This is a genomic window from Paenibacillus sp. FSL R7-0313 (genome assembly GCF_037969885.1).
In the GTDB taxonomy this organism is placed as follows: Bacteria; Bacillota; Bacilli; order Paenibacillales; family Paenibacillaceae; genus Paenibacillus.
Genome location: NZ_CP150219.1, coordinates 5,900,540 through 5,922,113, shown reverse-complemented (window position 1 = coordinate 5,922,113; position 21,574 = coordinate 5,900,540). Strand labels below are relative to the sequence as shown.

The 21,574-nt window shown below is 45.2% G+C and carries 22 protein-coding genes and 1 other RNA gene; 16 read left to right on the top strand and 7 right to left on the bottom strand.

Annotated elements, in window-relative coordinates:
* The first annotated feature begins 250 nt into the window (after positions 1-250).
* The 4 genes from NSQ38_RS25700 to NSQ38_RS25685 all read left to right on the top strand — a co-directional run bounded on the left by NSQ38_RS25700 (position 251) and on the right by NSQ38_RS25685 (position 3,684).
* Positions 251-1,846 carry a DEAD/DEAH box helicase gene (locus NSQ38_RS25700; RefSeq protein WP_091017518.1) on the top strand — a complete coding sequence of 532 codons (1,596 nt, stop codon included), beginning with the start codon at positions 251-253 and terminating at the stop codon, positions 1,844-1,846.
* 207 nt (positions 1,847-2,053) lie between these two features.
* Positions 2,054-2,866, top strand: coding sequence for a DUF624 domain-containing protein (locus tag NSQ38_RS25695; protein WP_036609655.1), 813 nt, complete (start codon positions 2,054-2,056; stop codon positions 2,864-2,866).
* Positions 2,867-2,917: 51 nt separating this feature from the next.
* Positions 2,918-3,109: non-coding RNA, 6S RNA (gene ssrS / locus NSQ38_RS25690), on the top strand.
* Positions 3,110-3,291: 182 nt separating this feature from the next.
* Positions 3,292-3,684 carry a DUF1499 domain-containing protein gene (locus tag NSQ38_RS25685; RefSeq protein WP_017689382.1) on the top strand — a complete coding sequence of 131 codons (393 nt, stop codon included), beginning with the start codon at positions 3,292-3,294 and terminating at the stop codon, positions 3,682-3,684.
* A gap of 72 nt (positions 3,685-3,756) precedes the next feature.
* Here the strand turns inward: NSQ38_RS25685 and tpx are convergent, their stop codons facing one another.
* A complete protein-coding gene (gene tpx / locus NSQ38_RS25680; RefSeq protein WP_036609653.1) occupies positions 3,757-4,275 on the bottom strand; it encodes a thiol peroxidase in 519 nt (172 codons plus the stop codon).
* 148 nt (positions 4,276-4,423) lie between these two features.
* Here tpx and NSQ38_RS25675 point away from each other — a divergent pair, with 148 nt between their 5' ends.
* On the top strand, positions 4,424-5,050 hold the full coding sequence (locus NSQ38_RS25675) for a rhomboid family intramembrane serine protease (protein ID WP_036609651.1): 627 nt from the start codon (positions 4,424-4,426) through the stop codon (positions 5,048-5,050).
* Positions 5,051-5,119: 69 nt separating this feature from the next.
* Entirely contained in the window at positions 5,120-6,031 is a 912-nt protein-coding gene (locus NSQ38_RS25670) for a LysR family transcriptional regulator (protein ID WP_036609648.1), read from the top strand.
* 43 nt (positions 6,032-6,074) lie between these two features.
* Here NSQ38_RS25670 and NSQ38_RS25665 read toward each other — a convergent pair whose 3' ends face one another.
* Both NSQ38_RS25665 and NSQ38_RS25660 read right to left on the bottom strand, forming a co-directional pair.
* Positions 6,075-6,755 (bottom strand): zinc metallopeptidase, encoded by a 681-nt coding sequence (locus tag NSQ38_RS25665; protein ID WP_036609646.1) that lies wholly within the window; start codon positions 6,753-6,755, stop codon positions 6,075-6,077.
* Between the two features lie 28 nt (positions 6,756-6,783).
* The gene (locus NSQ38_RS25660; RefSeq protein ID WP_017689377.1) at positions 6,784-7,212 is read right to left on the bottom strand and encodes a MerR family transcriptional regulator; all 429 of its coding nucleotides are present in this window, start codon (positions 7,210-7,212) and stop codon (positions 6,784-6,786) included.
* 352 nt (positions 7,213-7,564) lie between these two features.
* Between NSQ38_RS25660 and NSQ38_RS25655 the strand changes: the two genes are divergently transcribed.
* Genes NSQ38_RS25655 through NSQ38_RS25645 form a run of 3 tightly spaced genes read left to right on the top strand, consistent with a single transcriptional unit; the run spans position 7,565 to position 10,826 of the window.
* Positions 7,565-8,965: an ammonium transporter gene (locus tag NSQ38_RS25655; RefSeq protein ID WP_036609643.1), complete on the top strand. Its 1,401-nt coding sequence runs from the start codon at positions 7,565-7,567 to the stop codon at positions 8,963-8,965.
* Between the two features lie 38 nt (positions 8,966-9,003).
* Positions 9,004-10,092, top strand: coding sequence for a DUF294 nucleotidyltransferase-like domain-containing protein (locus NSQ38_RS25650; RefSeq protein WP_339784741.1), 1,089 nt, complete (start codon positions 9,004-9,006; stop codon positions 10,090-10,092).
* A complete protein-coding gene (locus tag NSQ38_RS25645) occupies positions 10,089-10,826 on the top strand; it encodes an exonuclease domain-containing protein (protein ID WP_339784739.1) in 738 nt (245 codons plus the stop codon). The genes NSQ38_RS25650 and NSQ38_RS25645 overlap by 4 nt, the downstream gene beginning before the upstream one ends.
* Here NSQ38_RS25645 and NSQ38_RS25640 read toward each other — a convergent pair.
* Complete coding sequence (locus NSQ38_RS25640; RefSeq protein WP_339784738.1) at positions 10,812-11,303, bottom strand: Mov34/MPN/PAD-1 family protein; 492 nt, start codon at positions 11,301-11,303, stop codon at positions 10,812-10,814. The genes NSQ38_RS25645 and NSQ38_RS25640 overlap by 15 nt on opposite strands.
* A gap of 226 nt (positions 11,304-11,529) precedes the next feature.
* Between NSQ38_RS25640 and NSQ38_RS25635 the strand changes: the two genes are divergently transcribed.
* On the top strand, positions 11,530-12,081 hold the full coding sequence (locus NSQ38_RS25635) for a TlpA disulfide reductase family protein (protein ID WP_338593625.1): 552 nt from the start codon (positions 11,530-11,532) through the stop codon (positions 12,079-12,081).
* Between the two features lie 80 nt (positions 12,082-12,161).
* Here the strand turns inward: NSQ38_RS25635 and cimA are convergent, their stop codons facing one another.
* Positions 12,162-13,781: a citramalate synthase gene (gene cimA / locus NSQ38_RS25630; RefSeq protein ID WP_339784736.1), complete on the bottom strand. Its 1,620-nt coding sequence runs from the start codon at positions 13,779-13,781 to the stop codon at positions 12,162-12,164.
* Positions 13,782-14,312: 531 nt separating this feature from the next.
* Here cimA and NSQ38_RS25625 point away from each other — a divergent pair.
* The 3 genes from NSQ38_RS25625 to NSQ38_RS25615 all read left to right on the top strand — a co-directional run bounded on the left by NSQ38_RS25625 (position 14,313) and on the right by NSQ38_RS25615 (position 17,636).
* Positions 14,313-15,614, top strand: coding sequence for a DNA polymerase IV (locus NSQ38_RS25625; protein WP_339790707.1), 1,302 nt, complete (start codon positions 14,313-14,315; stop codon positions 15,612-15,614).
* A gap of 117 nt (positions 15,615-15,731) precedes the next feature.
* Entirely contained in the window at positions 15,732-15,974 is a 243-nt protein-coding gene (locus NSQ38_RS25620) for a ferredoxin (protein WP_091032191.1), read from the top strand.
* Positions 15,975-16,193: 219 nt separating this feature from the next.
* Positions 16,194-17,636: a L,D-transpeptidase family protein gene (locus NSQ38_RS25615; RefSeq protein WP_338593632.1), complete on the top strand. Its 1,443-nt coding sequence runs from the start codon at positions 16,194-16,196 to the stop codon at positions 17,634-17,636.
* Between the two features lie 42 nt (positions 17,637-17,678).
* Here the strand turns inward: NSQ38_RS25615 and NSQ38_RS25610 are convergent, their stop codons facing one another.
* Positions 17,679-17,816, bottom strand: a complete 138-nt coding sequence (locus NSQ38_RS25610; RefSeq protein ID WP_017689367.1) for a hypothetical protein — start codon at positions 17,814-17,816, stop codon at positions 17,679-17,681.
* A 253-nt stretch (positions 17,817-18,069) separates the two neighbouring features.
* On the opposite strand from NSQ38_RS25610, the gene NSQ38_RS25605 reads away from it, so the two are divergent.
* The 3 genes from NSQ38_RS25605 (at position 18,070) to NSQ38_RS25595 (ending at position 20,586) form a co-directional block, all read left to right on the top strand.
* The gene (locus tag NSQ38_RS25605) at positions 18,070-19,167 is read left to right on the top strand and encodes a quinone-dependent dihydroorotate dehydrogenase (protein WP_338593635.1); all 1,098 of its coding nucleotides are present in this window, start codon (positions 18,070-18,072) and stop codon (positions 19,165-19,167) included.
* 134 nt (positions 19,168-19,301) lie between these two features.
* The gene (locus tag NSQ38_RS25600) at positions 19,302-20,117 is read left to right on the top strand and encodes a GTP pyrophosphokinase family protein (RefSeq protein WP_091032183.1); all 816 of its coding nucleotides are present in this window, start codon (positions 19,302-19,304) and stop codon (positions 20,115-20,117) included.
* On the top strand, positions 20,104-20,586 hold the full coding sequence (locus NSQ38_RS25595; RefSeq protein ID WP_339784734.1) for a DUF309 domain-containing protein: 483 nt from the start codon (positions 20,104-20,106) through the stop codon (positions 20,584-20,586). The genes NSQ38_RS25600 and NSQ38_RS25595 overlap by 14 nt, the downstream gene beginning before the upstream one ends.
* 218 nt (positions 20,587-20,804) lie before the next feature.
* On the opposite strand, the gene NSQ38_RS25590 is transcribed toward NSQ38_RS25595, so the two are convergent.
* A complete protein-coding gene (locus NSQ38_RS25590; protein WP_036609632.1) occupies positions 20,805-21,353 on the bottom strand; it encodes a thioredoxin family protein in 549 nt (182 codons plus the stop codon).
* Between the last annotated feature and the right edge of the window lie 221 nt (positions 21,354-21,574).

Below are 21,574 nucleotides of genomic sequence, written 5' to 3'. Positions count from 1 at the left end.
GTGATATAATAATTTGTGGATATTCTTGAGTAGGAAACTTTTCCTAAATGGAGCAATAAAATTTTGAAATGTTTCAAACATATGTATGTAGTTTTAGTCTTATGTTGGGGACCCATTCATGGAATTATATTCGTTAGTGAAAATAATCCGTCCCGTTGGGATACCCTATAAATATTAACGCTACTTAAGAATACAGACAACAAAGTGGATTGTCCACCATGTCCACCATATAAAAGGAGCATGAATAATTTTGACAAATTTAAACTTTACAGATTTCAATCTTGAACCACTGGTGCTGCAAGCCATCACTGAGCTCGGGTTTGAAGAAGCAACACCGATCCAATCCAAAGCGATTCCTTTGGCACTCGAAGGCAGAGATTTGATTGGTCAAGCTCAAACAGGTACGGGTAAAACAGCTGCATTCGGTATTCCGTTGATCAGCAAAATCACAAAAAGTGATGAGAAAATCCGCGCCCTTATTATGGCACCTACACGTGAACTTGCAATTCAAGTTGCTGAAGAGATCGAAAAACTCACTCGCTTCAAAGGTCTGCGCTCCCTGCCAATCTACGGCGGACAAGATATCGTGCGTCAAATCCGTGCACTGAAAAGAAAACCACAGATCATCATTGGTACACCTGGACGTCTCCTTGACCACATCAACCGCAAAACAATCAAACTAGATGATGTACAAACTGTTGTACTGGATGAAGCAGATGAAATGCTCGACATGGGTTTCATGGAGGATATCCAATCCATCCTTAAACAAGTTCCAGACGAGCGCCAAACCATGCTGTTCTCAGCAACAATGCCTCCTAACATTCAAAAATTGGCACAACAATTCTTGAACAATCCTGAACACATTTCTGTGATTCCGAAACATGTTAGTGCACCATTGATTGACCAATCCTATATCGAAGTACCTGAGCGTCAAAAATTCGAAGCATTGAGCCGTTTGTTGGATATGGAATCTCCTGAACTGGCGATCGTATTCGGACGTACAAAACGTCGTGTTGACGAATTGGCTGAAGCTTTGCAAAAACGTGGATATTCTGCAGACGGTCTTCATGGTGACCTGTCCCAGAATCAACGTGATGCGGTAATGCGTAAGTTCCGTGACGGCAGCATTGACGTTCTCGTTGCAACAGACGTGGCTGCACGTGGTCTCGACGTATCTGGCGTAACTCACGTTGTTAACTTTGACCTTCCGCAAGATCCGGAGAGCTATGTTCACCGTATCGGTCGTACAGGTCGTGCGGGTAAAGAGGGTGCTGCTTGGTCCTTCGTTACACCACGTGAGATTGATCACTTGCACTTCATCGAGCGTGTAACACGTCACCGTATTCCACGTAAACCACTGCCAACAATGGCAGAAGCGGTTGAAGGTAAACAACGTTTGACAGCAGAGCGCTTGCTGGAAATCGTACAATCAGGCGAACTGAACGAATACAAAGGTATTGCGATTCAAATGCTTGAGCAATATGATTCTGTTCAACTGTTGTCGGCTGCACTGAAGCTCCTGACAGGTGATAAGAAAGATGCTCAAGTTGATCTGACTCCTGAAGATCCAATTCGTGCAAAACGTCGTAAACCGGATGTTCGCTCTGGCGGACGTAAACCATCAGGTTACAGCGGTAACCGCACAAGTGGTAGCGGCGGCAGTGGTGGTGGTTACAACCGCGATCGCAACAGCAGTGGCGGCGGACGTGGCGGTTACAACCGTGATCGTAACAGCGGCAGCAGCACTGGCGGTGGAAGCAGAGAAGGTGGTTACAACCGTGACCGCAAACCGCGTCCAAGCAGTAACGAAGGACGTCGTCCAGCGAAAGATTCTTCTTTCGAGTAATATAAACGTATGATCTGAAAAATGGAGCGGGCAACTGCTCCATTTTTTTATTTTCAAAATTACTGCATCATTTTTTTCACTGCCAGAAGCGTTAGCTAAGGACAATGACGATCTCTTTTCGGGAAGTACTGGCTTTTCCTATCTATAATAAGGTATATTAATATTAGACTTCAGGTAATACGCAAGGCTGCAGAGGAGGAGAAATGTTTGGAATTTAAAGGAGCTATGGGTGGGATCTACCGGCTTACAGAGTGGATTACGAGACTGGCCGCAACCAATCTGTTGTGGGCTATTTGTTCGTCTCCGTTCTTGTTTTTCTTGATTATGAAACTGCTCGTGATGCAGCAGAACCTCGCAAACGAATCATTGCAAATGAACTGGGCTATAGCTATTGTGGCACCGCTTACACTGTTCCCGGCGACTTCGGCGCTGTTTACGGTTGTTCGTAAATGGAATATGGGCGATACGGATGTACCGATCTTCCGTACTTTCTTTGTAGGTTACAAGGAAAACTACAAGCAAAGTTTAATTGGGGGCATTTTTTACACACTGCTGTTCGCGATTATGTATCTGGATTATACAGTTTACATGACGCAGTTCCGCAACATGCAGCTCGTGGGAATCATTATGCTAGTACTGCTTCTGTTGTTATTTGTATCACTCTTTAACTTTTTCTCGATGGTTGTACACTATCATATGTCCATCGGACTCATTATCAAAAACGCGGTATTGCTTACGCTGATCAGACCATTCCGTGTATTTTCCACATTGCTGGGAAGTGGATTGTTGTTCTACATCGGTTTCCGTTATCCGGTCTTGTTCGTTTTCTTCATTATCAGCATCATTGCTTGGTTCGCATTCTTTAACTTCTACGCAACCTTCAACAAGATGCAGGAGCAGATGGAGAAGATGCAGCTGAAGAAGGAAGAAGAGGAAGCTGCCGCGCTGGCTGAACAATCAGCAGAGAATGGTGAAACACCTGAGCCATCAGACGACAAAAACATTACATTGCAAAAATAAAACATGATGGATCGCCATTTACTTTTTACACAGTTAGGGATATAATAATTGTACATCCTGCGATGTACGTTTCGGTTATTCGTTGTTTTGAACCAATGATGATGTCTTCGGGAGATCAACACAGAATGTTGCTGAAAAGCCCTGTCTATACGACATGGGGACTTCAAAAAGCATTTTTGCGGTCACCCACCTGCCAAGCAGGTTCATAAGACAATGTAGCCGGACGGCATAGGCGGGTTCCTAAATCTTCATGTACAGCACCCTGACTTTTCCTCTACAAAAGGAATTTCAGGGTGTTTTTAAGTTGTGATGAATGTTTTTGATTGGTTTTACGATAAATATGATGCTTGCCCTTTTGTTACTACTTGAACAATGTTACACTAAGATACATAAATGGAACGGTTACATTCAAAGGAGGAAGGGTCTTGACCTTAAAGAGAACGCTCGTCGGTATCATCCGCAGCATGGAGGGGACCAGCGATCGAGCCAAGGATCCCAAATTAAAAACACGGTATTATAACTTATCCAAAGACAGAGCTTGGGAAGAGGTCTCTTCGACACTCAAAAAGATTCCGGGTTATAAAGTGCTGCATGAAGTGCCTTCTGTTGGAGAAGTTATTCTGGAGAAGCGGACTACCTTTGGACGGACGATGGATATTACAGTTTCCATTATCTCGGTAAGTCCTGTTCGCAGTGCGGTGGATATGTATTCAGCTTCACGTGGTTCACTTGGAGACTTGGGTTCCAACTATCGCACGATTATGAACTTATTCTCTGTTCTGGATAAGAAGCTAAGCAAGTATAAAGCAAATGATTGAAATAGATGATAAATAACAAAAAGCGAGTGAAGGTTAACCTTCCTCGCTTTTGTTCTGAACGTAAGGTAACCTCTACAGCAAAGCTTTTACAGCAGCGATCGCTTGTTCGAAGTTAGGGGAGTCTGTCATTTCAGGCAAATACTCCACATATGTAATCCGGTCTTCGGCATCCAAAACAAAAATGGAGCGCATGTCGAGTTGGAATTCCTTGATCAGAACGCCGTAGTCTTCACCGAAAGAACGTGTTTTGTAGTCTGACAATGTAACTACGCGGTCAACACCAGCTGCTCCACACCAACGTGCTTGAGCGAACGGAAGGTCAACGCTTACTGTCAAGACAACAACATTGTCTCCGAGTTCTCCAGCTTCCACGTTGAAACGACGAGTTTGCGCATCGCATACGCCAGTATCCAGGGAAGGAACAACGCTGATTAATTTGATTTTGCCTGCAAAGTCTTTCAGGGAAGCATCCTCAACCAGGTTCTTGCTCAGTGTAAAATCAGGTGCTTGATCGCCCACTTTCAGTTCGGGTCCGATCAATGTAATAGGGTTGCCTTTAAATGTGGCTGCGCCTGTACGTTCTTGTGTCATAATAATGTTCCTCCTTATAAATTGGTGATCCGTGCCAAAATCCATTATAATCTTTTATGAAAGGCATTGTCCAATTCGGACATGTACCATTACGATGGATCAGAGATGTAAGTCCGATCTGAACAGGGTGGAGTGAAAGAAGAAATTTATGATATTTATTCGCTATGAGAACTGGAAAGGTTATTTGAAGTATTTCCCTTTGACGTCGCTTTTTTTAATTGCCAATGTAGTCATGTTTATTGTGTTAACGGTGAACGGTGGATCAACGAACAATATGGTGCTGTTGAAATTCGGGGCACTTACGAATCATGAACTGTTCGCACATGAATGGTGGCGTTACATTACATCCATGTTCCTGCATGCGGGCTTCAGTCATTTATTGTTTAACAGCTTTGCGTTAATTGTATTTGCACCACCGATGGAGCGGTTGCTCGGGTCGGTGAGGTATGGTGTATTGTACCTGGGTGGCGGTGTATTGGGTAATATTCTTGCTGTTGCGTGGTACAACTCGGTTGGGAGTATTACCATCTCGGTAGGGGCTTCAGGAGCGATCTATGCCGTCTATGGTGCATTCCTGTATGTAGCACTGTTCCAGCGAACGATGATGGACGAGGCTTCGCGCAAAACGATGTACACATTGCTTTTGTTCGGAATCATATTCTCCTTTGCCATGTCAGGCATCAACTGGATGGCTCACCTTGGCGGATTGTTGGGTGGATTCTTTATTTACGGACTGTTGATCAGATTGTGGAAACCCCGCAGCTTAAAGCGGTAGTCAGAACGTTCTCCAGATGGAATGCAATCAAGGATAAGTAGGGTATAACAGATTGGAGCGATCAGGCGAGTGGAATTAAGACAGTTGCATTACTTTTTGAAAGTAGCACAGAAGGAACATGTAACACAGGCTGCTGAAGAGTTGCATGTGGCACAGTCGGCGGTGAGTCGTCAGATTCATCAGCTGGAAGAAGAACTGGGCGTGGATCTTTTTATGCAAAAGGGTCGAAATCTGCAGTTGACTGCAGTGGGGCAGCTTTTTTGCAAACGAATTGAAGGCATATTAAAAGATTTGGACAAGGCAGTTGGGGAGGTTCATGAGTTTCTGGACCCGGAGCATGGAGAGATTCGAATTGGATTTCCACATAGCCTGGGGATTCATCTCATTCCTTCCGTGGTGGCTGCTTTCCGTCAGCGCTACCCCAACGTGAAATTCAGATTCAAGCAGGGGATGTTCCCTACACTGATTCGTGATGTGTTATCCGGAGAGGTAGACTTGGCATTTATTTCTCCTTTTCCAGAGAAGCATGATCAAGTAGATGGTGATATTGTACTCACGGAAGAATTACATGCCATCCTTCCTCCTAATCACCCGTTAGCTGGTGAAGAGACAATTGCACTTGAACAGCTCAAGGATGATAAATTTGTATTATTCAGCAAAGGTTATTCTCTTCGTCCTATTGTGTGGCATGCCTGTCTGGAAGCTGGTTTTACACCCAAGATCGCTTTTGAAGGGGAAGAGACCGACACCATCCGCGGATTGGTCGCTGCGGGCATGGGGGTCAGTCTGCTGCCTGAGATGGCGTTATTCCAGACGAATCCGTTGCAACCGGCACATGTGGCTATCTCCCATCCAAAAGTAACGCGAACTATCGGGTTAATTCATCGTGCGCATGATAAACTGCCGCTGGTTGCTCAGTCCTTTCGTTCATTCTTGCTTGATTATTTCGGTTTACAACAAAACAATACCCCATCCGATTAACGGTGGGGTATTGTTTTTTGTTTTTGTTGTATTAGGTATCCAATTAATCGCGGCTGTTGAAGATTCCGATGTAACGAATCAACTCAAGCAGTGAGATCAACGCTGCAGCAACGTAAGTCAAGGCTGCGGCATTCAGGACTTTTGCAACACCTTTTTCTTCTTCATTACGGATGTACCCTTCGGATACCATAATCTCTCTGGCGCGATTACTTGCATTGAACTCAACCGGTAAAGTGATGAGTTGGAATGCTACAGTTACGGAGAAGAAGATGATACCGATACCTACAAGGTTCATGGCATTGAAGATGAATCCTGCAATCAACAGGAATGGAGCTAATCCGGATGCAAAGTTCACAATTGGGAAGATCCGGTGACGCAGTGCCAGCATCGGGTAACTTTCTTTATGCTGAATGGCGTGGCCAACTTCGTGACACGCTACCGAAACAGCTGAGATTGAGTTTTCGTAATATACTGGTTCTGATAAACGTACAACCCGATTGATCGGATCATAGTGATCAGAGAGCGTGCCGCGTACAGGTTCAATTGGAACATCATGCAGGCCGTTAGCATCAAGCATCTGGCGAGCGGCATCGTAACCAGTCATTCCGTTCTGGTTCGGTACCTCCGACCAACGTCTAAACGTACCTTTAACGCGAAATTGCGCCCATAGAGAGAGCAAAAAGGCGATAATGATCAATACGAACATACCGTTATTAAAACTCATATTCATTCCTCCGCTTTCTAAAAATAAGCTACATCATGGTGTTCTCAAGCAAGATTTTTAGTGCCTCCATTGTACCGGCACTTTTGGTGAGGAGTCCTGCCATCATTTTACGTGCTTGTACAGGTTTCATCTCTCCAAGTAGCGGTTTGAGTTCGTTAACCTCTCGCTCAAGTTGTTGTACATGAAGCTCCAATGTTGTCAATTTGCTGGCAACTTGTTCTTCTGTACTAACCAGACGCCACTTCTCAAGAGATTGCTTAATCTCGTCGAGACTATACTTCTCTTGTTTCATCTGTACAATACGTTCAAGCCTCGTTAAAGTTTCATTACTATAGAGACGATAATTTTTTTGTGTACGTTCTTCGGGAGCGATTAGTCCAAGCTTTGTGTAATAATCAATCGTCCGTTCACTAACACCAGCGGTCTTGGCGAGTTCGCCAATCCGAAAAAGTTTCATATCCCCAATGATATTCACCTCGCTTGCAAGTTCAAATGTAGGGAATTGTAGTTTCCACTTGTGAATTTCTAGACTACGCCCAATTTTTCTTACTAATAAGTATGATACATGATCTTTAACCGTACAGTCAAACGTTATGCTTTGGTAATCAGCATACTGCATTTCTATATCTATGTACTCATAGAATGTGATTATGTACTTAAGTGCAAGAAAAAGACGTATGACTTTATTCCCAGAAATAATTTTCAGTTTTGACGAAATTACTCTTGTCAACTTTCCTCTCTTCTGCTTATAATGACATTAAGAGTTTCACGTTATGTGAAGAAACTTAACATAAGAGGGAGTGGGGTATATGAGAAAGAAATGGTTGGTTTCCATGTTAGTAATGCTTACTTTGTTCGCTTTTCCGGTCAGCGCATTTGCGGCTGCGGAGGGTCCGACTAACATTGAACTTCAAAGTGGTTTGAACTCAGCCTTTACGTTTTTGGCTGTTGTACTCGTGTTCTTGATGCAAGGGGGATTTGCTTTACTTGAAGCGGGTTCAACACGAATGAAGAATGCAGGACACATTGCGGGTAAGACCATCCTGACATTGGGGATTTCAGTAATTGCCTTCTGGGCTTTGGGTTTCGGTCTTGGTTTCGGTAATGGTAACAGCTTCTTTGGAACAACAGGATTCTTCCTGAGTGGTGACAAGATGGCTGCTTCCTTCGAATCACTGGCTTTCTCCGATGTTCCACTGACTATTAAATTCGTATTCCACCTCGCCTTTGCGGCGGTATCTCTGGCCATTGCCTGCGGTGGTATGGCTGAACGTGCAAAGATGAGCGTATATATTGTTTTCGGTACTCTTTATACCATTATCATGTATCCGGTTGTTGCTCACTGGGTATGGGGCGGCGGCTGGTTGGCTGAGCTGGGTATGCAAGACTTTGCAGGATCGACGGTTGTTCACTTGACTGGTGCGACTGCAGCATTGGTAGCGACCATCTTGTTGAAACCACGTATTGGTAAATATAACAAAGACGGCAAACCTAACATCATTCCAGGTCACAACCAAGTGTATTCCGTACTCGGGGTTATTATCCTCTGGATCGGTTGGTTCGGATTCAACCCAGGTAGTACATTATCTGCCATGGGGGATGGATTCTTCGGTTATGTTGCATTAACTACTAACGTAGCTGCTGCAGCTGGTGGTGTTGCTGCGCTGTTGATCTCATGGGCAGTACTTGGTAAGTCAGATATTCCTAGCATGTTAAACGGTGTGCTTGCGGCACTCGTTGCAATTACAGGAGCATGTGCATTCGTTGAACCTTGGGCAGCGCTGGTTATCGGTGCTCTGGCGGGTATCATCACATTCTTCACAGCACAGTACTTCGATCGTAAAGGAATTGACGATCCAATCTACGCTTTCTCCGTGCATGGTATTGCTGGTATGTGGGGTGCGATCTCCACGGGCTTGTTCGCTACTCCTGAACTTGCCGAGAATGCTGGTGTAGGTCAAGCGGGTCTGTTTTATGGCGGTGGATTCCACCAATTGGGCGTACAGCTTCTCGGTCTGGCAGGTGCTTTTGCCTTCGTACTGGTAATGTCCTTCATTATTCTGGGCGGAATGAAAGCAATCATGGGCATCCGTGTTACTGAAGAAGAAGAAACAATGGGTCTGGATATCAGTGAGCACGGTACTTACGGATACCCTGAACAAATGAAAAATGTAGATTCTAAATCCAATGGTGGTACGTTCAGCTCCTGAGGTGAATGATGCTGAATCATGCTTCAAGGAGGCTGGACATGATGGAACCCATCTCGTATACAAACTATTCCTGGTCTTATCAGGGAATCGATGGTGCGGTGTCTTCTCAAGAACTGCGCCAGGCACGTGTGATATTACAGAACGAGCTCCAGGAATTGTTGTCCGCTTCCTTGTCGCCGATCGAGTGGTACCAAACGGTAAATGAACTGCATGACCGGATTGCACGGAAAGCAGTAGAGTTATGCATTCAGGGGATGGTTGAGGAAGGCTTCGGCCAACCTCCCGTCCCCTATGCCTTTATCGTATTTGGCAGTTCCGGCAGGGAAGAAGCAACGTTATGGAGTGATCAGGATAATGGCATGATCATTAGCGATACTCCGCATGAAGGTAAAGAGGAATATTTTGCTCAGCTCGGACAGCGAATGACGGATATGTTGGAAGAGCTTGGTTACGCCAAATGCGAAGGCAAAGTCATGTGCTCTGAGCCACTCTGGAGAAAAACGCTGGCGTCATGGAAGCAACAATTAGCAGATTGGAGCTCGGATCTGAATTGGGAGCCCGTTCGTAATCTGATTATCGCTTCAGACATGCGTTTTGTTGCAGGTGAGCAAAGTCTGGCGGAGGAATGGATCACGAGTTTTTATGAACAGTTCAGACTGGTTCCTGAACTTTCGGATGCAGTTCTTCGCAATACGGTTAAACATAAAGCTACATTAAATGTACTTGGACGTGTGGTCACAGAACGATTTGGTGAACATGCAGGCGGATTTGATGTCAAGTATGGTTTGTACATTCCGCTGGTGAACAGTGCCCGTTATTTGGCTTTGCAACATGGGATCAAGGAGTCATCCACGTTAAAAAGAATGGAGAGACTGACAACACTTGAAGCTGTTCCGTTTACATTACTGGATGCATGCCAGCGGGCGTTCATAGCCGCTCTAAAGTTTCGGAGAAGTACACCGGTTGTCATCCAAGGGGATTTGCAACATAGCAGTGGATTCCTGGATGAGAAACAGATGAAACAAAAGCAGATTCATTATGAGCTCAGGGATACGCTCGGGTTGGTACGACGAGTGCATCGTGCTTTGCAAAGACAGTTGCGTTTTGCAGAAAGGAGACGTCCATGAGAGAGCCGGCAAGGGGCAATACAGGATTCTGGAATTCGCTGCGTCAGGGAGGGGTTCCTTCCGCCATCGCTTCCATTATGGGAGCCCCTACGGCGCAACACATGGCGTTTATCCGCTCTATGATGAGAGAACAGCGTAGACCTGAGGTTCTGCATACGCCTCTAAATGAGCTGGACGCAGTTGTATTTGATCTGGAAACGACGGGTTTTTCGCCCCAGCATGGGGATGAGATTATCTCATTTGGTGCGGTCCGTATACATGGTGGTGCGGTACTGGAAGGGGAGCAGTTCTATACGGTGGTGCAGTCCAAGACTGCGGTTCCGGAACATATTACTGAACTTACAGGTATTACGCAGGAGATGACGCTGGACGCACCGACTTTGCTGGAAGGGCTGCATGATTTCATGTCTTTTGTAGGTGGAAATGTTCTGATTGCACACGCAAGTGCGCATGACCGAGCTTTTCTGAATGCAGCTCTGTGGCGGACTTCAAAGGTAAGGCTGACACATCGTTTAATCGATACGATGATGTTGGCCCGCTGGCTTGAACCGAGCAGGCCGGGGTATGGTCTGGATGAATTGCTGGAATCCAGAGGGATTCCGATCCATGGACGTCATCATGCACTGGAAGATTCAAAAATGACTGCACAGTTATGGTCCTGTTATCTGGAGGACATGATGCGTAAAAATGTGGAGACCTTGGGTGATTTGTATACCCAGCTAAGTCACGCATAACGGAACGGGAAGCAGATTGTATGAAGGCACAACGCGGTGTGCCGGATCTTGCGGTTTCTTCGAGGGTTCAATCAGATAACCGTTCAGATGCATATGAGATCGCGACCCACTTGTTAGGTCGGGTGAGCCGATGAGGTACATCTGAAGCAAACCGGCAAAGGCCGGAAGAGCTTGCAAGTCCTCTAAGGAAGGAAAAGGCCTGGTCTGCGGATGAGAATGGAAGATACCAATGAGCTTAGGCTCGGAGAATACGCACCGAATCCATTCGGCATCATCCAGAGTAAAATGGTGCAGCGGGTCAGGTGCTACGTTACGAATGGGCTGAAACCGACTGATTCGTATACCGCCCGCTGCGGTTTCACCCAGCATAACCCCGCAGGCTTCTTGCGGCAGCGAAATGAACATGTGCTTTGACATCTCTTGCTCTACGGAAGAAGGGATGTAGAAGACGTTTTGCTGCCCGTGAAGTGCTGCCATTTGTATTCACCCCTCTCTCTTTGGCTCCTGCTTAGGCAGGAGTCCTTTTTCATTTTATTTTCTGTAATGCGGATTGTAAAATTTTAAAGGAAAAGGGTACAATAATAAAGAGAACATTTGGCAATCATGTTCTGGTCAACTGTGATAGAGCGTGATAAACATTTAGCATGTGCAGAAATTACGGTTTCAGTTTCAATATGCTAATTATATAAAAGGGTGGCGGGTTATGAAACGAAACATATACATACTCCTTGGTGTTGTCTTGCTGGTTGGTATTGCACTGGCCCAGAATGCGGGTGACGGCATTGCAGCCGTCTTTAAGCAGGAAGAACCGATGCCTACAGAGACGGGACCACGTGCGGGTCTTCTGGCGCCTGCTTTTTCTCTGACAGCAATGGATGGGAAAACGTACAGTGTGGGCGGTGCCAAAGATAAGGCTACGTTCGTCAGTTTCTGGGCATCCTGGTGTGAGCCGTGTAAGCAGGAAGCTCCAGAGCTGAACAGAATGGCTGCGAAATACAAGGATAAGCTTGACATGTATGGGGTTAATGTAACGTCATACGATAAACTCAAAGATGCCAAAGCTTTTGTGGATGAGTACCAACTGACATTCCCTATTCCCTTGGATGAGAAGGGGACAGTGTACGCTCAATACAATGGGGTGGCTTTTCCAACGAATGTTCTGATTGACTCCAGAGGAGTTATACAGGAGATTGTTCTGGGCATATTACCCGAGAAAGAGTTGGAACGTAAGATTAAAGAGCTAGTTGCAAATTAATTTTCTGCAAAGAAAGAAGCCCTTGCATCCATGAATCATGGGTGCAGGGCTTCTTTATATTTTCCGGGAAATAAGCGTTATTAGTGGTTGCTTATCCCATGAGCAGGAATAGGGAGTGTGCCCGGCTCATCCTGCAATTTTTCTTGAAGCAAAGCATAGCGGAAACTGTGTACAAGAGCTTCCCAACTTGCTTCAATTACGTTCTCGGATACACCGACAGTGTTCCATGTGTTCTCCGTATTTTTGGATTCGATCAATACACGAACTTTGGCGGCTGTGGCATCTTTCTCATCCAGTACACGTACTTTGTAGTCTGACAGATGCATATTGGCAAGTGAAGGGAAGTATTGCACCAATGCTTTCCGCAGAGCGTTATCGAGTGCGTTCACCGGACCGTTACCTTCAGCAGCGGTATACACACTTGTTCCAGCTACATTAAGTTTGACAAAAGCTTCAGAAACAACGGATTTGCCCGCCGTTTTCTCCACAAGCATTTTGAATGATTCAAACTTGAACAATTCTTTCATGTCACCGTTCGCTTCACGAATTAACAATTCAAGCGAAGCATCAGCACCTTCGAACTGGTAACCCTGATGCTCCAGGTCTTTGATCTTCTCAATAATCTGACGTGAATTGGCACTGCTTGGATCGAACTCAAGCCCCAGTTCCTGAGCTTTGGATACAATGTTACTTTGTCCGGCAAGTTCCGAGACCAGTACACGTTGCTTGTTACCAACCAGTTCAGGCACGATGTGTTCATAGGTACGTGAATCCCGCAGGATGGCAGAGACGTGAATTCCACCTTTGTGAGCAAAAGCAGCATTGCCGACATAAGGCTGATTAATCGGCATATTCACATTGGCAATCTCGCTAACATAACGAGCCACGTTTGTAAGTTGTCTCATGGAATCCTCAGTAACACATTCATAGCCAAGCTTCAGTTGCAGGTTCGGGATAATGGATGCGAGATTGGCGTTACCGCAACGCTCCCCATAACCGTTCATCGTTCCTTGAACCTGACGGGCTCCGGCTTGTACAGCGCTGAGTGTGTTGGCCACGGCCAGTTCACAATCATTATGTGTATGGATGCCGAGATGTGCATGAGGCAGGCTTCTATGCAGTGTGGATACGATCTCGTGCACCTCGTTTGGCATCGTCCCGCCGTTGGTATCACACATGACGAGCCAGTCCGCTCCAGCTTCGTGAGCCTTGGTCAAGACCGCTTGAGCATACTCCGGGTTATGTTTGAATCCGTCAAAGAAGTGTTCTGCATCAAAGATCACTTCCATGCCATTCTGTTTCAGATAGGCGATGGAATCATAGATCATGGACAAGTTTTCTTCCAATGTAGTCTGCAAAGCGGTATGCACATGGAAGTCCCATGATTTACCGACCAAAGTTGCAGCCTGAGCACCAGATTCGATCATGCGCTTCAGGTTGGCGTCTTCACTAGCAATGCTGCCTTTACGGCGGGTACTGCCAAAAGCAACAACCTTTGCGTTCAGGTTTAATTCCTTGACTCTTTTGAAAAACTCAATGTCCTTGGTATTGCTGCCGGGAATTCCGCCTTCAATATAATGGACACCCAGGTCATCAAGCTTCTTGGCAATTTTGAGTTTGTCGTCTGCCGATAAGCTGATACCCTCCCCTTGTGTGCCGTCACGTAAAGTCGTATCGAAGATGGAAATGGCCTTTGACATGAAGATCCTCCTTTGAGATAAAGCGCTCTTTTAAAAGTTTGGATTGTAAGTTGGGAAAAGCTGTTAAGTACGTTAGTGGACGAATCCTTCGATTCGGCAACGCTACACTGTGTTAAACTCAATGCGCTGATTTGTCCTAAAGTCGTCAATTTGTATAATTAATTATTATAGCACCATTATAGCCAAATGCTACATAGAAATCGCAGTTTCATGTAACAATTAACGGATTTTAGAGCAAAAAGAAGGATGTTAATCATAATCCGGATGTATGTTATAATTTATTATTGAGTTTTAATTGGAATATATGGAAGAAAAGGAGGGTTGATTTTGAGTTTTGTATGGGAAAATACGGTTATTGCCCTGATCACATTGATCCTTTTTGTGAGTGTAGGCTGGTTAATTATTCGGTCTCTGATCAGTTCTCGCAGAAAATAAATGTTCGTGACTGAATTAACATAATGGGTTTGATATACTATAGAAGAAAGAAATTCGTTTCATTAATTAGTGTGCAAGAAAGGGCGGGGGTTCATGATGTCTTCAGACGGCAATCCTCCAGCGAATGTGGATCAATACTACCCTACAGCCGGACGGGTGATTCTGCATGTCGATATGAATGCTTTCTACTGCTCTGTACATGAAGCCGAGGAACCAGATTTATATAGAGGAAAAGCAACGGCCGTTGCGGGCAGCAGTGAACTGCGAAAGGGTGTAATTGTAACCTGCTCATATGCCGCTCGTAATCGAGGCATCTCAACAGGTATGGTTGTCCACCAAGCCATGAAAAAGTGCCCTGATCTCATTGTGATTCGTCCTGATTTTCATTTATATCGTCAATATTCAAGAGCGTTCATGCAGATTGCGTATAGTTATACGCCTCAACTTGAGGCTACATCCATTGATGAATGTTATCTTGATATTACAGGTTCAAGGCAATTCGGGAATCCAATGGAGATTGCGGAGAGCATTCAGCGTAGAATTAAGGATGAATTGGGGCTGCCATGTTCCATTGGCATTGCACCCAACAAATTATTGGCGAAAATGGCTTCGGATCTGAAAAAACCGAATGGTATCTCCATTTTACGCATGAGAGACGTACCACGGATTCTTTGGCACAGACCATGTAACGAGATGTTTGGCATTGGCAAAAAAACGGCTGAAAAGCTGAAAAAATTGGGCATTGAAACGATTGGTCAATTGGCCAAGTCGGATGAGAACATGTTGACCGAACTATTCGGAGTTAATGGAACATGGCTCAAAAATTCTGCGAATGGCATTAACCATTCCGCAGTTCACGCGGAACGGGAAGCTAATAAATCCATTGGGCATACAACCACTCTACCGGCGGATGTATCGGATATGAATGAGATTCATCGGGTATTCCTCAATATAAGTGACCAGGTGGCCAGAAGATTGCGCAAGCACGAAATGTTCAGCCAGGGTATTCAGATTACGATCCGCACACCGGATATGAAGACAATCACCCGATCACGTCTAATGGAAGTTCCTACGGAGGATGCAACGGTCATTTACCGTGAAGCCTGTAAACTATTTGAGAAGCATTGGGGTAGTGGCAAGCCTGTCCGTATGCTGGGTGTGACACTTCAAAACCTGATTCCAAGAGAAGAATCCGCTGTGCAGATGGACTTGTTCGAATATGAGCAGAAGCCCAAGAAGGACAATCTGATTCGGATTATGGATCAGTTACGTGATAAATTTGGTGAGAATGCTGTTGTGACCGCTGGCATGCTTGGAGATGATCCTTCCGTGCTGCTTCGCAATCATAAAGTGCGCGGTACTTCCCTGCAAAAAGATAACTTGCAAAGTCTTGATTAAATAAGGGATAATAGAGACTTGTGGTTGCAAAATGATTTGTAATTATCCTTACTTTGTATTAATATGTTTCTAGATAAAAACACTGTACGTTTCGAATTTTAGGAGGAGAGAATGTAAATGAGTAAATATACTTGGGTTGAAAAAGACACATGCATCGCATGTGGCGCTTGTGGAGCAACAGCTCCTGACATCTACGATTACGATGATGAAGGTTTGGCAGAAGTTATCTTTGACGGCGATGCTAACCATGGTATCAAAGCTATTCCAGACGACTTGTTTGACGATATGCAGGATGCATGCGATGGCTGCCCTACAGATTCAATTAAAGTAGCGGATGAGCCTTTTAATAAAGAGGGTTAAGTATTTCTTGCATGAACACAGAGCACTTTCTTTTGTCTTTACGACAAGGGAAGGTGCTTTTTTTGTTTTCATTTAACTGTGATCTTATGACCTGTGGATCAAGGACGATTATTGTCGAAAACCCTTTTTTCCACCGGGTACTCAAGTCCTATGGATTCAACGCCATGTTATGCCGATATATATGGATATACGGAAAAAGGCGAAATAGTGGAGGATCGGATGCAAAATACTCATCTAAGAACATATGTCAAGAAACATCCCGACAATAAAATGGCTTGGTACTTGCTTGGAAAGGAGTATTTGGGCGAAGGACAGGAGGCCAAAGCCAATTATTGTTTTCAGCAAGCGGGCGAGGTTTACGAAGCATTTGAACGCAGTAAAGCTCCTGCTGACATCTGGGTAGACTATCAGGAGAAACTGGTGGAGATGTCTGAGCAAAAAGAGAAAAAACAACGTAGACGCAAAATGTGGCTTACGTTGTTCATGCTGCTTGTGCTGGCAGGTCTGCCACCTGCAGACGCTCCGGGGTTCAGTCGTGAAGCGGCCGACGCACTGTCAGCAGCACTGGAATCCACAGATGACATCGAAGCGCCTATAGAAGCGGATAAACAGGCTGTGACTGCATCCGCGCCACCAAGTAATGTGTTTACTGCTGCGGCATTTGGTGGAGGCAACCATGGCGAGACTGCGCTCGCAGCTGCCTGGTCCGGGTCTGGCCCAAAAGTAGAGACCTCTGCTGTACTGGGTATGCAAACCTCGGATGACTGGTCTTTATGGAAGCGAAATATGCCTGTGAAATACATAGTACAAACCAATACAAAAGGTAAATTAACTGCACAGAGTTATGATGCCAAGCAATGTAACTGTGAACCTCCTGAAGTCACGCCGAAAATCAAAAAGATGGCTATGGCGTGGACCGCCAAGCAGGAAGCGGCTGCATCATTATCAAGTGCAATCGTTGCCTATCGCAAAAAAAATGACGCTTGGCCCAAGAGTGTAACGCAAATGGCCCAGCCATTTCCGAATAATATTCTGGGCGAGACTGCGCCAGGGATGACCGAGATGTTTCCGAAGCTGTTAGCTTTGCATCAAGGAAAGGCACAGGAAGGAAAGAACGATTCAAGTGGTAAAGAGAATGGTTCAACGACTTCGAATTCGTCTCAAGGCAAAAATGCCGCTTTTGCAGATACCCTGGGAGGTCAGCCTTTTTTGCAGGAACCGCTGGAGATTGTCATTGATAAGGATAAACATAAACTTGCATTAATTAGTGGGGATACCATTGTTCGTATGTATGATGTGGGACTTGGCGGTGATCGAACCCCGGAGGGTTCATTTATCATCACAGATAAAGTGGTCAATCCGAATGGGCGCTCGAACGGTGAGTTTGGAAGCAGAGGTATGCAACTCTCGAGTACAAATTATGCCATCCACGGGACCAACGAGCCAGACAGTATCGGACTGGATGAGTCCCTTGGATGTGTGAGAATGCGTACAGGAGATGTAGAAGAGTTATTCGCTCTTGCTCCGCAAGGCACTCCGGTACGCATTGGAGAAGATGTACTGCCAGATCTGACGCTTGTTCCAGAAGCAAAGCAGCGTTATCAGCATACACTTGTTCCAAAGCAGAATAATCCGAACAAAACGTATCACTGGCTGAATTGATCTGTTGGATATGTAGAATCAGATGGATTCAGCCTGAATCATCTACATGTTGGCAATAATGATAAGAGCACCAATGATGATGATCAAGCCGCCTACACTGGCTGCTGTCCATGCAATGGCTTTGCGATTCACTTCTTCTTTCTTTTGCTGTAATGCAGGTGGTTTACGTTTGGGAGCCATGAGTTATTCCTCCTTATTGGAATAGAACTGGTGTAGAGTAACCATGCTCTCATTGTAAAGAATTCAACTCGTCATTTCCAGTGGGCGGGTGGATTTCTTGTGAGCATTTTGTATTATTCGATTTGTGCTGTCTATGCGCAAACTACTTTCCTTTTTAATAAGAAACAGATAGACTTGTGTGTAGAGTGTTTTTTACATATGAAAAGACGGACAACGGCTTTTTGGCGTACCGGACCAGAACGGAGTGAGTGATTTGTTATACAGAAGTCTTGCTAAACCTTTGTTGTTCAAAATGGACCCTGAACAGGCCCATCATCTGATTATTGGCGGCCTTAGTGGCGTGGGCAGCATCCGTCCGGTTCCTTCCGGACTACGTGTGATGTACGGCGTTCGTGAAACGTCTGATCTGGCTGTTGACATGTTTGGGTGTCATTTCCCTACACCTGTTGGTCTGGCTGCGGGTCTGGACAAAAACGGGCAGGCCGTAACGGGCTTTTCTTCCATCGGATTTGGATTCATGGAAGTGGGAACCGTGACACCACTTGCACAACCAGGTAACGATCAACCACGACTGTTCCGTTTGCCTCCAGATGAGGCTTTGGTGAACCGAATGGGCTTCAACAATCTTGGTGCGGAAGCCATGGCAGGAGAACTTTCACGTCTACAGGATCGGCGTATTCCAGTGGCTGTTAACATCGGCAAGAATAAGGCAACGTCTAATGAGGAAGCTCACTTGGACTATTCGAAGTGCATTCAGGCACTATACGATTATGCTGATCTGTTCGTGGTTAATATCAGTTCACCAAATACACCGGATTTGCGTAATCTGCAACATGGGAATGAATTGAAGGAACTGCTCGCTGCGGTTATGAACGAGATGAACGTGCAGCATGCACGAGCGGGCGGAGCGGCCAAATCCGTTCTGGTGAAGATTGCACCGGATGTGAATGATCAGGAACTTGAATATATGGTTCGCACAATTGCAGACAGCGGTGTTGCTGGCATTATTGCAACGAACACAACCATCAGTCGTACAGGACTTTCCCACCAACATGCAAAAGAGACTGGCGGTCTGAGCGGTAAACCTCTACGTGAGCGTTCTACGGAGATTATTCGCCAGATCTATCGTCAGACCGAAGGCAAACTTCCGATCATCGGTTCAGGTGGCATTTTCACAAGTGAAGATGCATACGAGAAAATTAAAGCCGGAGCAAGTCTGGTCGAAATATATACAGCATTAATCTACGAAGGACCTGAGGTGAATCGGCGTATTCATGCCGGACTGCGTGAGTTACTGCGCAAGGACGGTTATCGTCATATCTCTGAAGCGGTTGGTGCGGAGCATCGTTAAGAAGGAATGTGGATCCCCGGATTGAAAATATAGAAGCATGGAAGAGCGTAAAATGGTTCGGGACTCTTCCCCCCACCAAACATCATGTATAATGGAATAGAACAGGGGACGCTATAGAGACAGGAGGCATAAGCATGGACGGTAGAGACTGGGGTACATTTTTACTTCCTTATGAACAAGCGGTAGAGGAATTAAAAGTCAAGTTTAAGACAATGCGGGCGGAGCTGAAAAAACGGGAAGAGTATGCCCCGATTGAATTCGTTACCGGTCGTGTCAAAAAAATATCCAGTATTCTGGAGAAATCCAGACGACTGAATGTGTCGCTTGATGACGTGGAGACAGGCATTGAGGATATTGCAGGTATCCGTATCATGTGCCAATTCGTAGATGATATCCGTCGGGTTGCCGAATACATTCGAGGCCGCAAGGATCTCACGGTACTCATTGAGAAAGATTATATTACGAATTTCAAAGAGAGCGGTTATCGCAGCTTCCATATGATTATTGAGTATCCCGTTCAGACGGCTCTGGGACAAAAGATCGTATTGGCCGAGATTCAGATCCGGACACTTGCCATGAATTTCTGGGCTACCATTGAACATTCTCTGAGTTACAAATTCCGGGAGAGCTTACCGGATGACATGCGAGCCAGGCTGAAAAAAACAGCTGAGGCTGCTTTTGTACTGGATAATGAGATGTCTGCAATTCGTCTACAGATTTTGGAGGCGCAGAAGGCATTTGAGGATGATTCCAATATCGTGTCAAGAACATTGAATATCATTCATCAATTGTACTTCTACCACCTTGTCAGCGAAGCGATTGAAGCACAGAAGCGATTTAACGATTACTGGGAACGGCATGATATGGAAGGGCTCAAAGACTTGCTCGATGACGTGAAGAAACTTCTGAACAACGCCAGAAAGGGCGAAAACCCGGATGAGCATCTATGAGCCACTGTACATTGACTACTTAATCTACTTCAATCGGGATCAGGATTATTTCGAGTGCCATGAGGTGCTGGAAGAATTGTGGCTTGAACGTAACCGGAATTCTCTCTATAAAGGGTTGTTGCAAATTGCGGTTGGTTTATACCACTTCAGGAATGGCAATCTCCGCGGAGGAACGATGATGTTACAGAGCTCGCTTGATCTTCTGGAACCTTATCCTGCTACAATTCTGGGCATTGACCTTGGGACTTTGGTACGGGATGTACAGGAAATCGTGAAGGAACTGTCCCTATCAGATGTTCAGTCTGTGACTTACAGGGATTTGTCCATACGAATTGTTGATGAGGTCTTAGAACAAGAGATATCTAGAAGATCGCTTGAGCTAAAACCTAATATTCCGCAACGGCGCAGTCCTACCAGAGGGCGAATATACGAAGAGAAGATGAAGGCGATGGATCAGGGTAAAAGTTAAGCCGTAATCAGCGTTAACATCCAAATGAGTATCCCATGGATATGAAGTTCCATGTATATGAAACACCCCGACGATTCCTGTAAAGGGAAAGATCGGGGTGTTTTTGAATGTTGCGTCTTATTCAGATGATTGCAGGTGGCACAGCCTGTCCTTCAACAGAACTGTGTCTGGTGATACAAGTGCCTTATTGTAGATACTTATGGAAACGGATCTAGCAGTTAGCTTGCGGAAGGAGCGGCACTGCCTTTATATTTTTGGAAAAATTGTTTGTAATCATCCAGTGTGTAGCCTTGGTCACTGCCATTCTCTTTCAGTCCGCCAACCATACGGTCTTTCTCGACACCAGCCTCATAATAGACGAGTGTAGGCGTGAACTCGATATTGTAATCGGTCCATCCTGCTTCGAATTCACGCAGATTGAACTGCGGAAGCTCAATACCTTCACTGTCAACCAGCGGCATCAACTGAGGTGTTGTTGCACGGCAGTGCGAGCAATCGGAAGCAAAGAAATAAACAAAAAAGCTGTCTTTGTTATCGATTTTGGCTTTGAGATCAGTGGGTACAATAATTTGTTGATAGTTGGGATCACTAAGTAGCTCCCGTGTAGCTGGATTAAGCTTGGAAGCAGCGATGCCATAAGCATTTTCCACTGAATCCATCTGTTTCTTGGATTGCTGGTCTACGACAACCAGTGCTGCAATCATAATGATTAAAATACCCAGGAATATAAGGATCGCAGCACTTTTCTTTTTCTTCTTGGATTTCATTGGACATCCCCCATCGATCATATCGAAATATAGTTTGGGCAAAAATAAAGGTTGGGATTATATGCATAAACACCCGAATTTTTGCTCAGGAATCAATCTACTTGCCATTATACTACATTACACGCTGTAGTGGAATAGATACGATATGATAGGAAAGCAAAGCTTGGATATGATAAAATAAAACGATATTGCAATCTTACCAAGACAGGATGAGTGGGAAT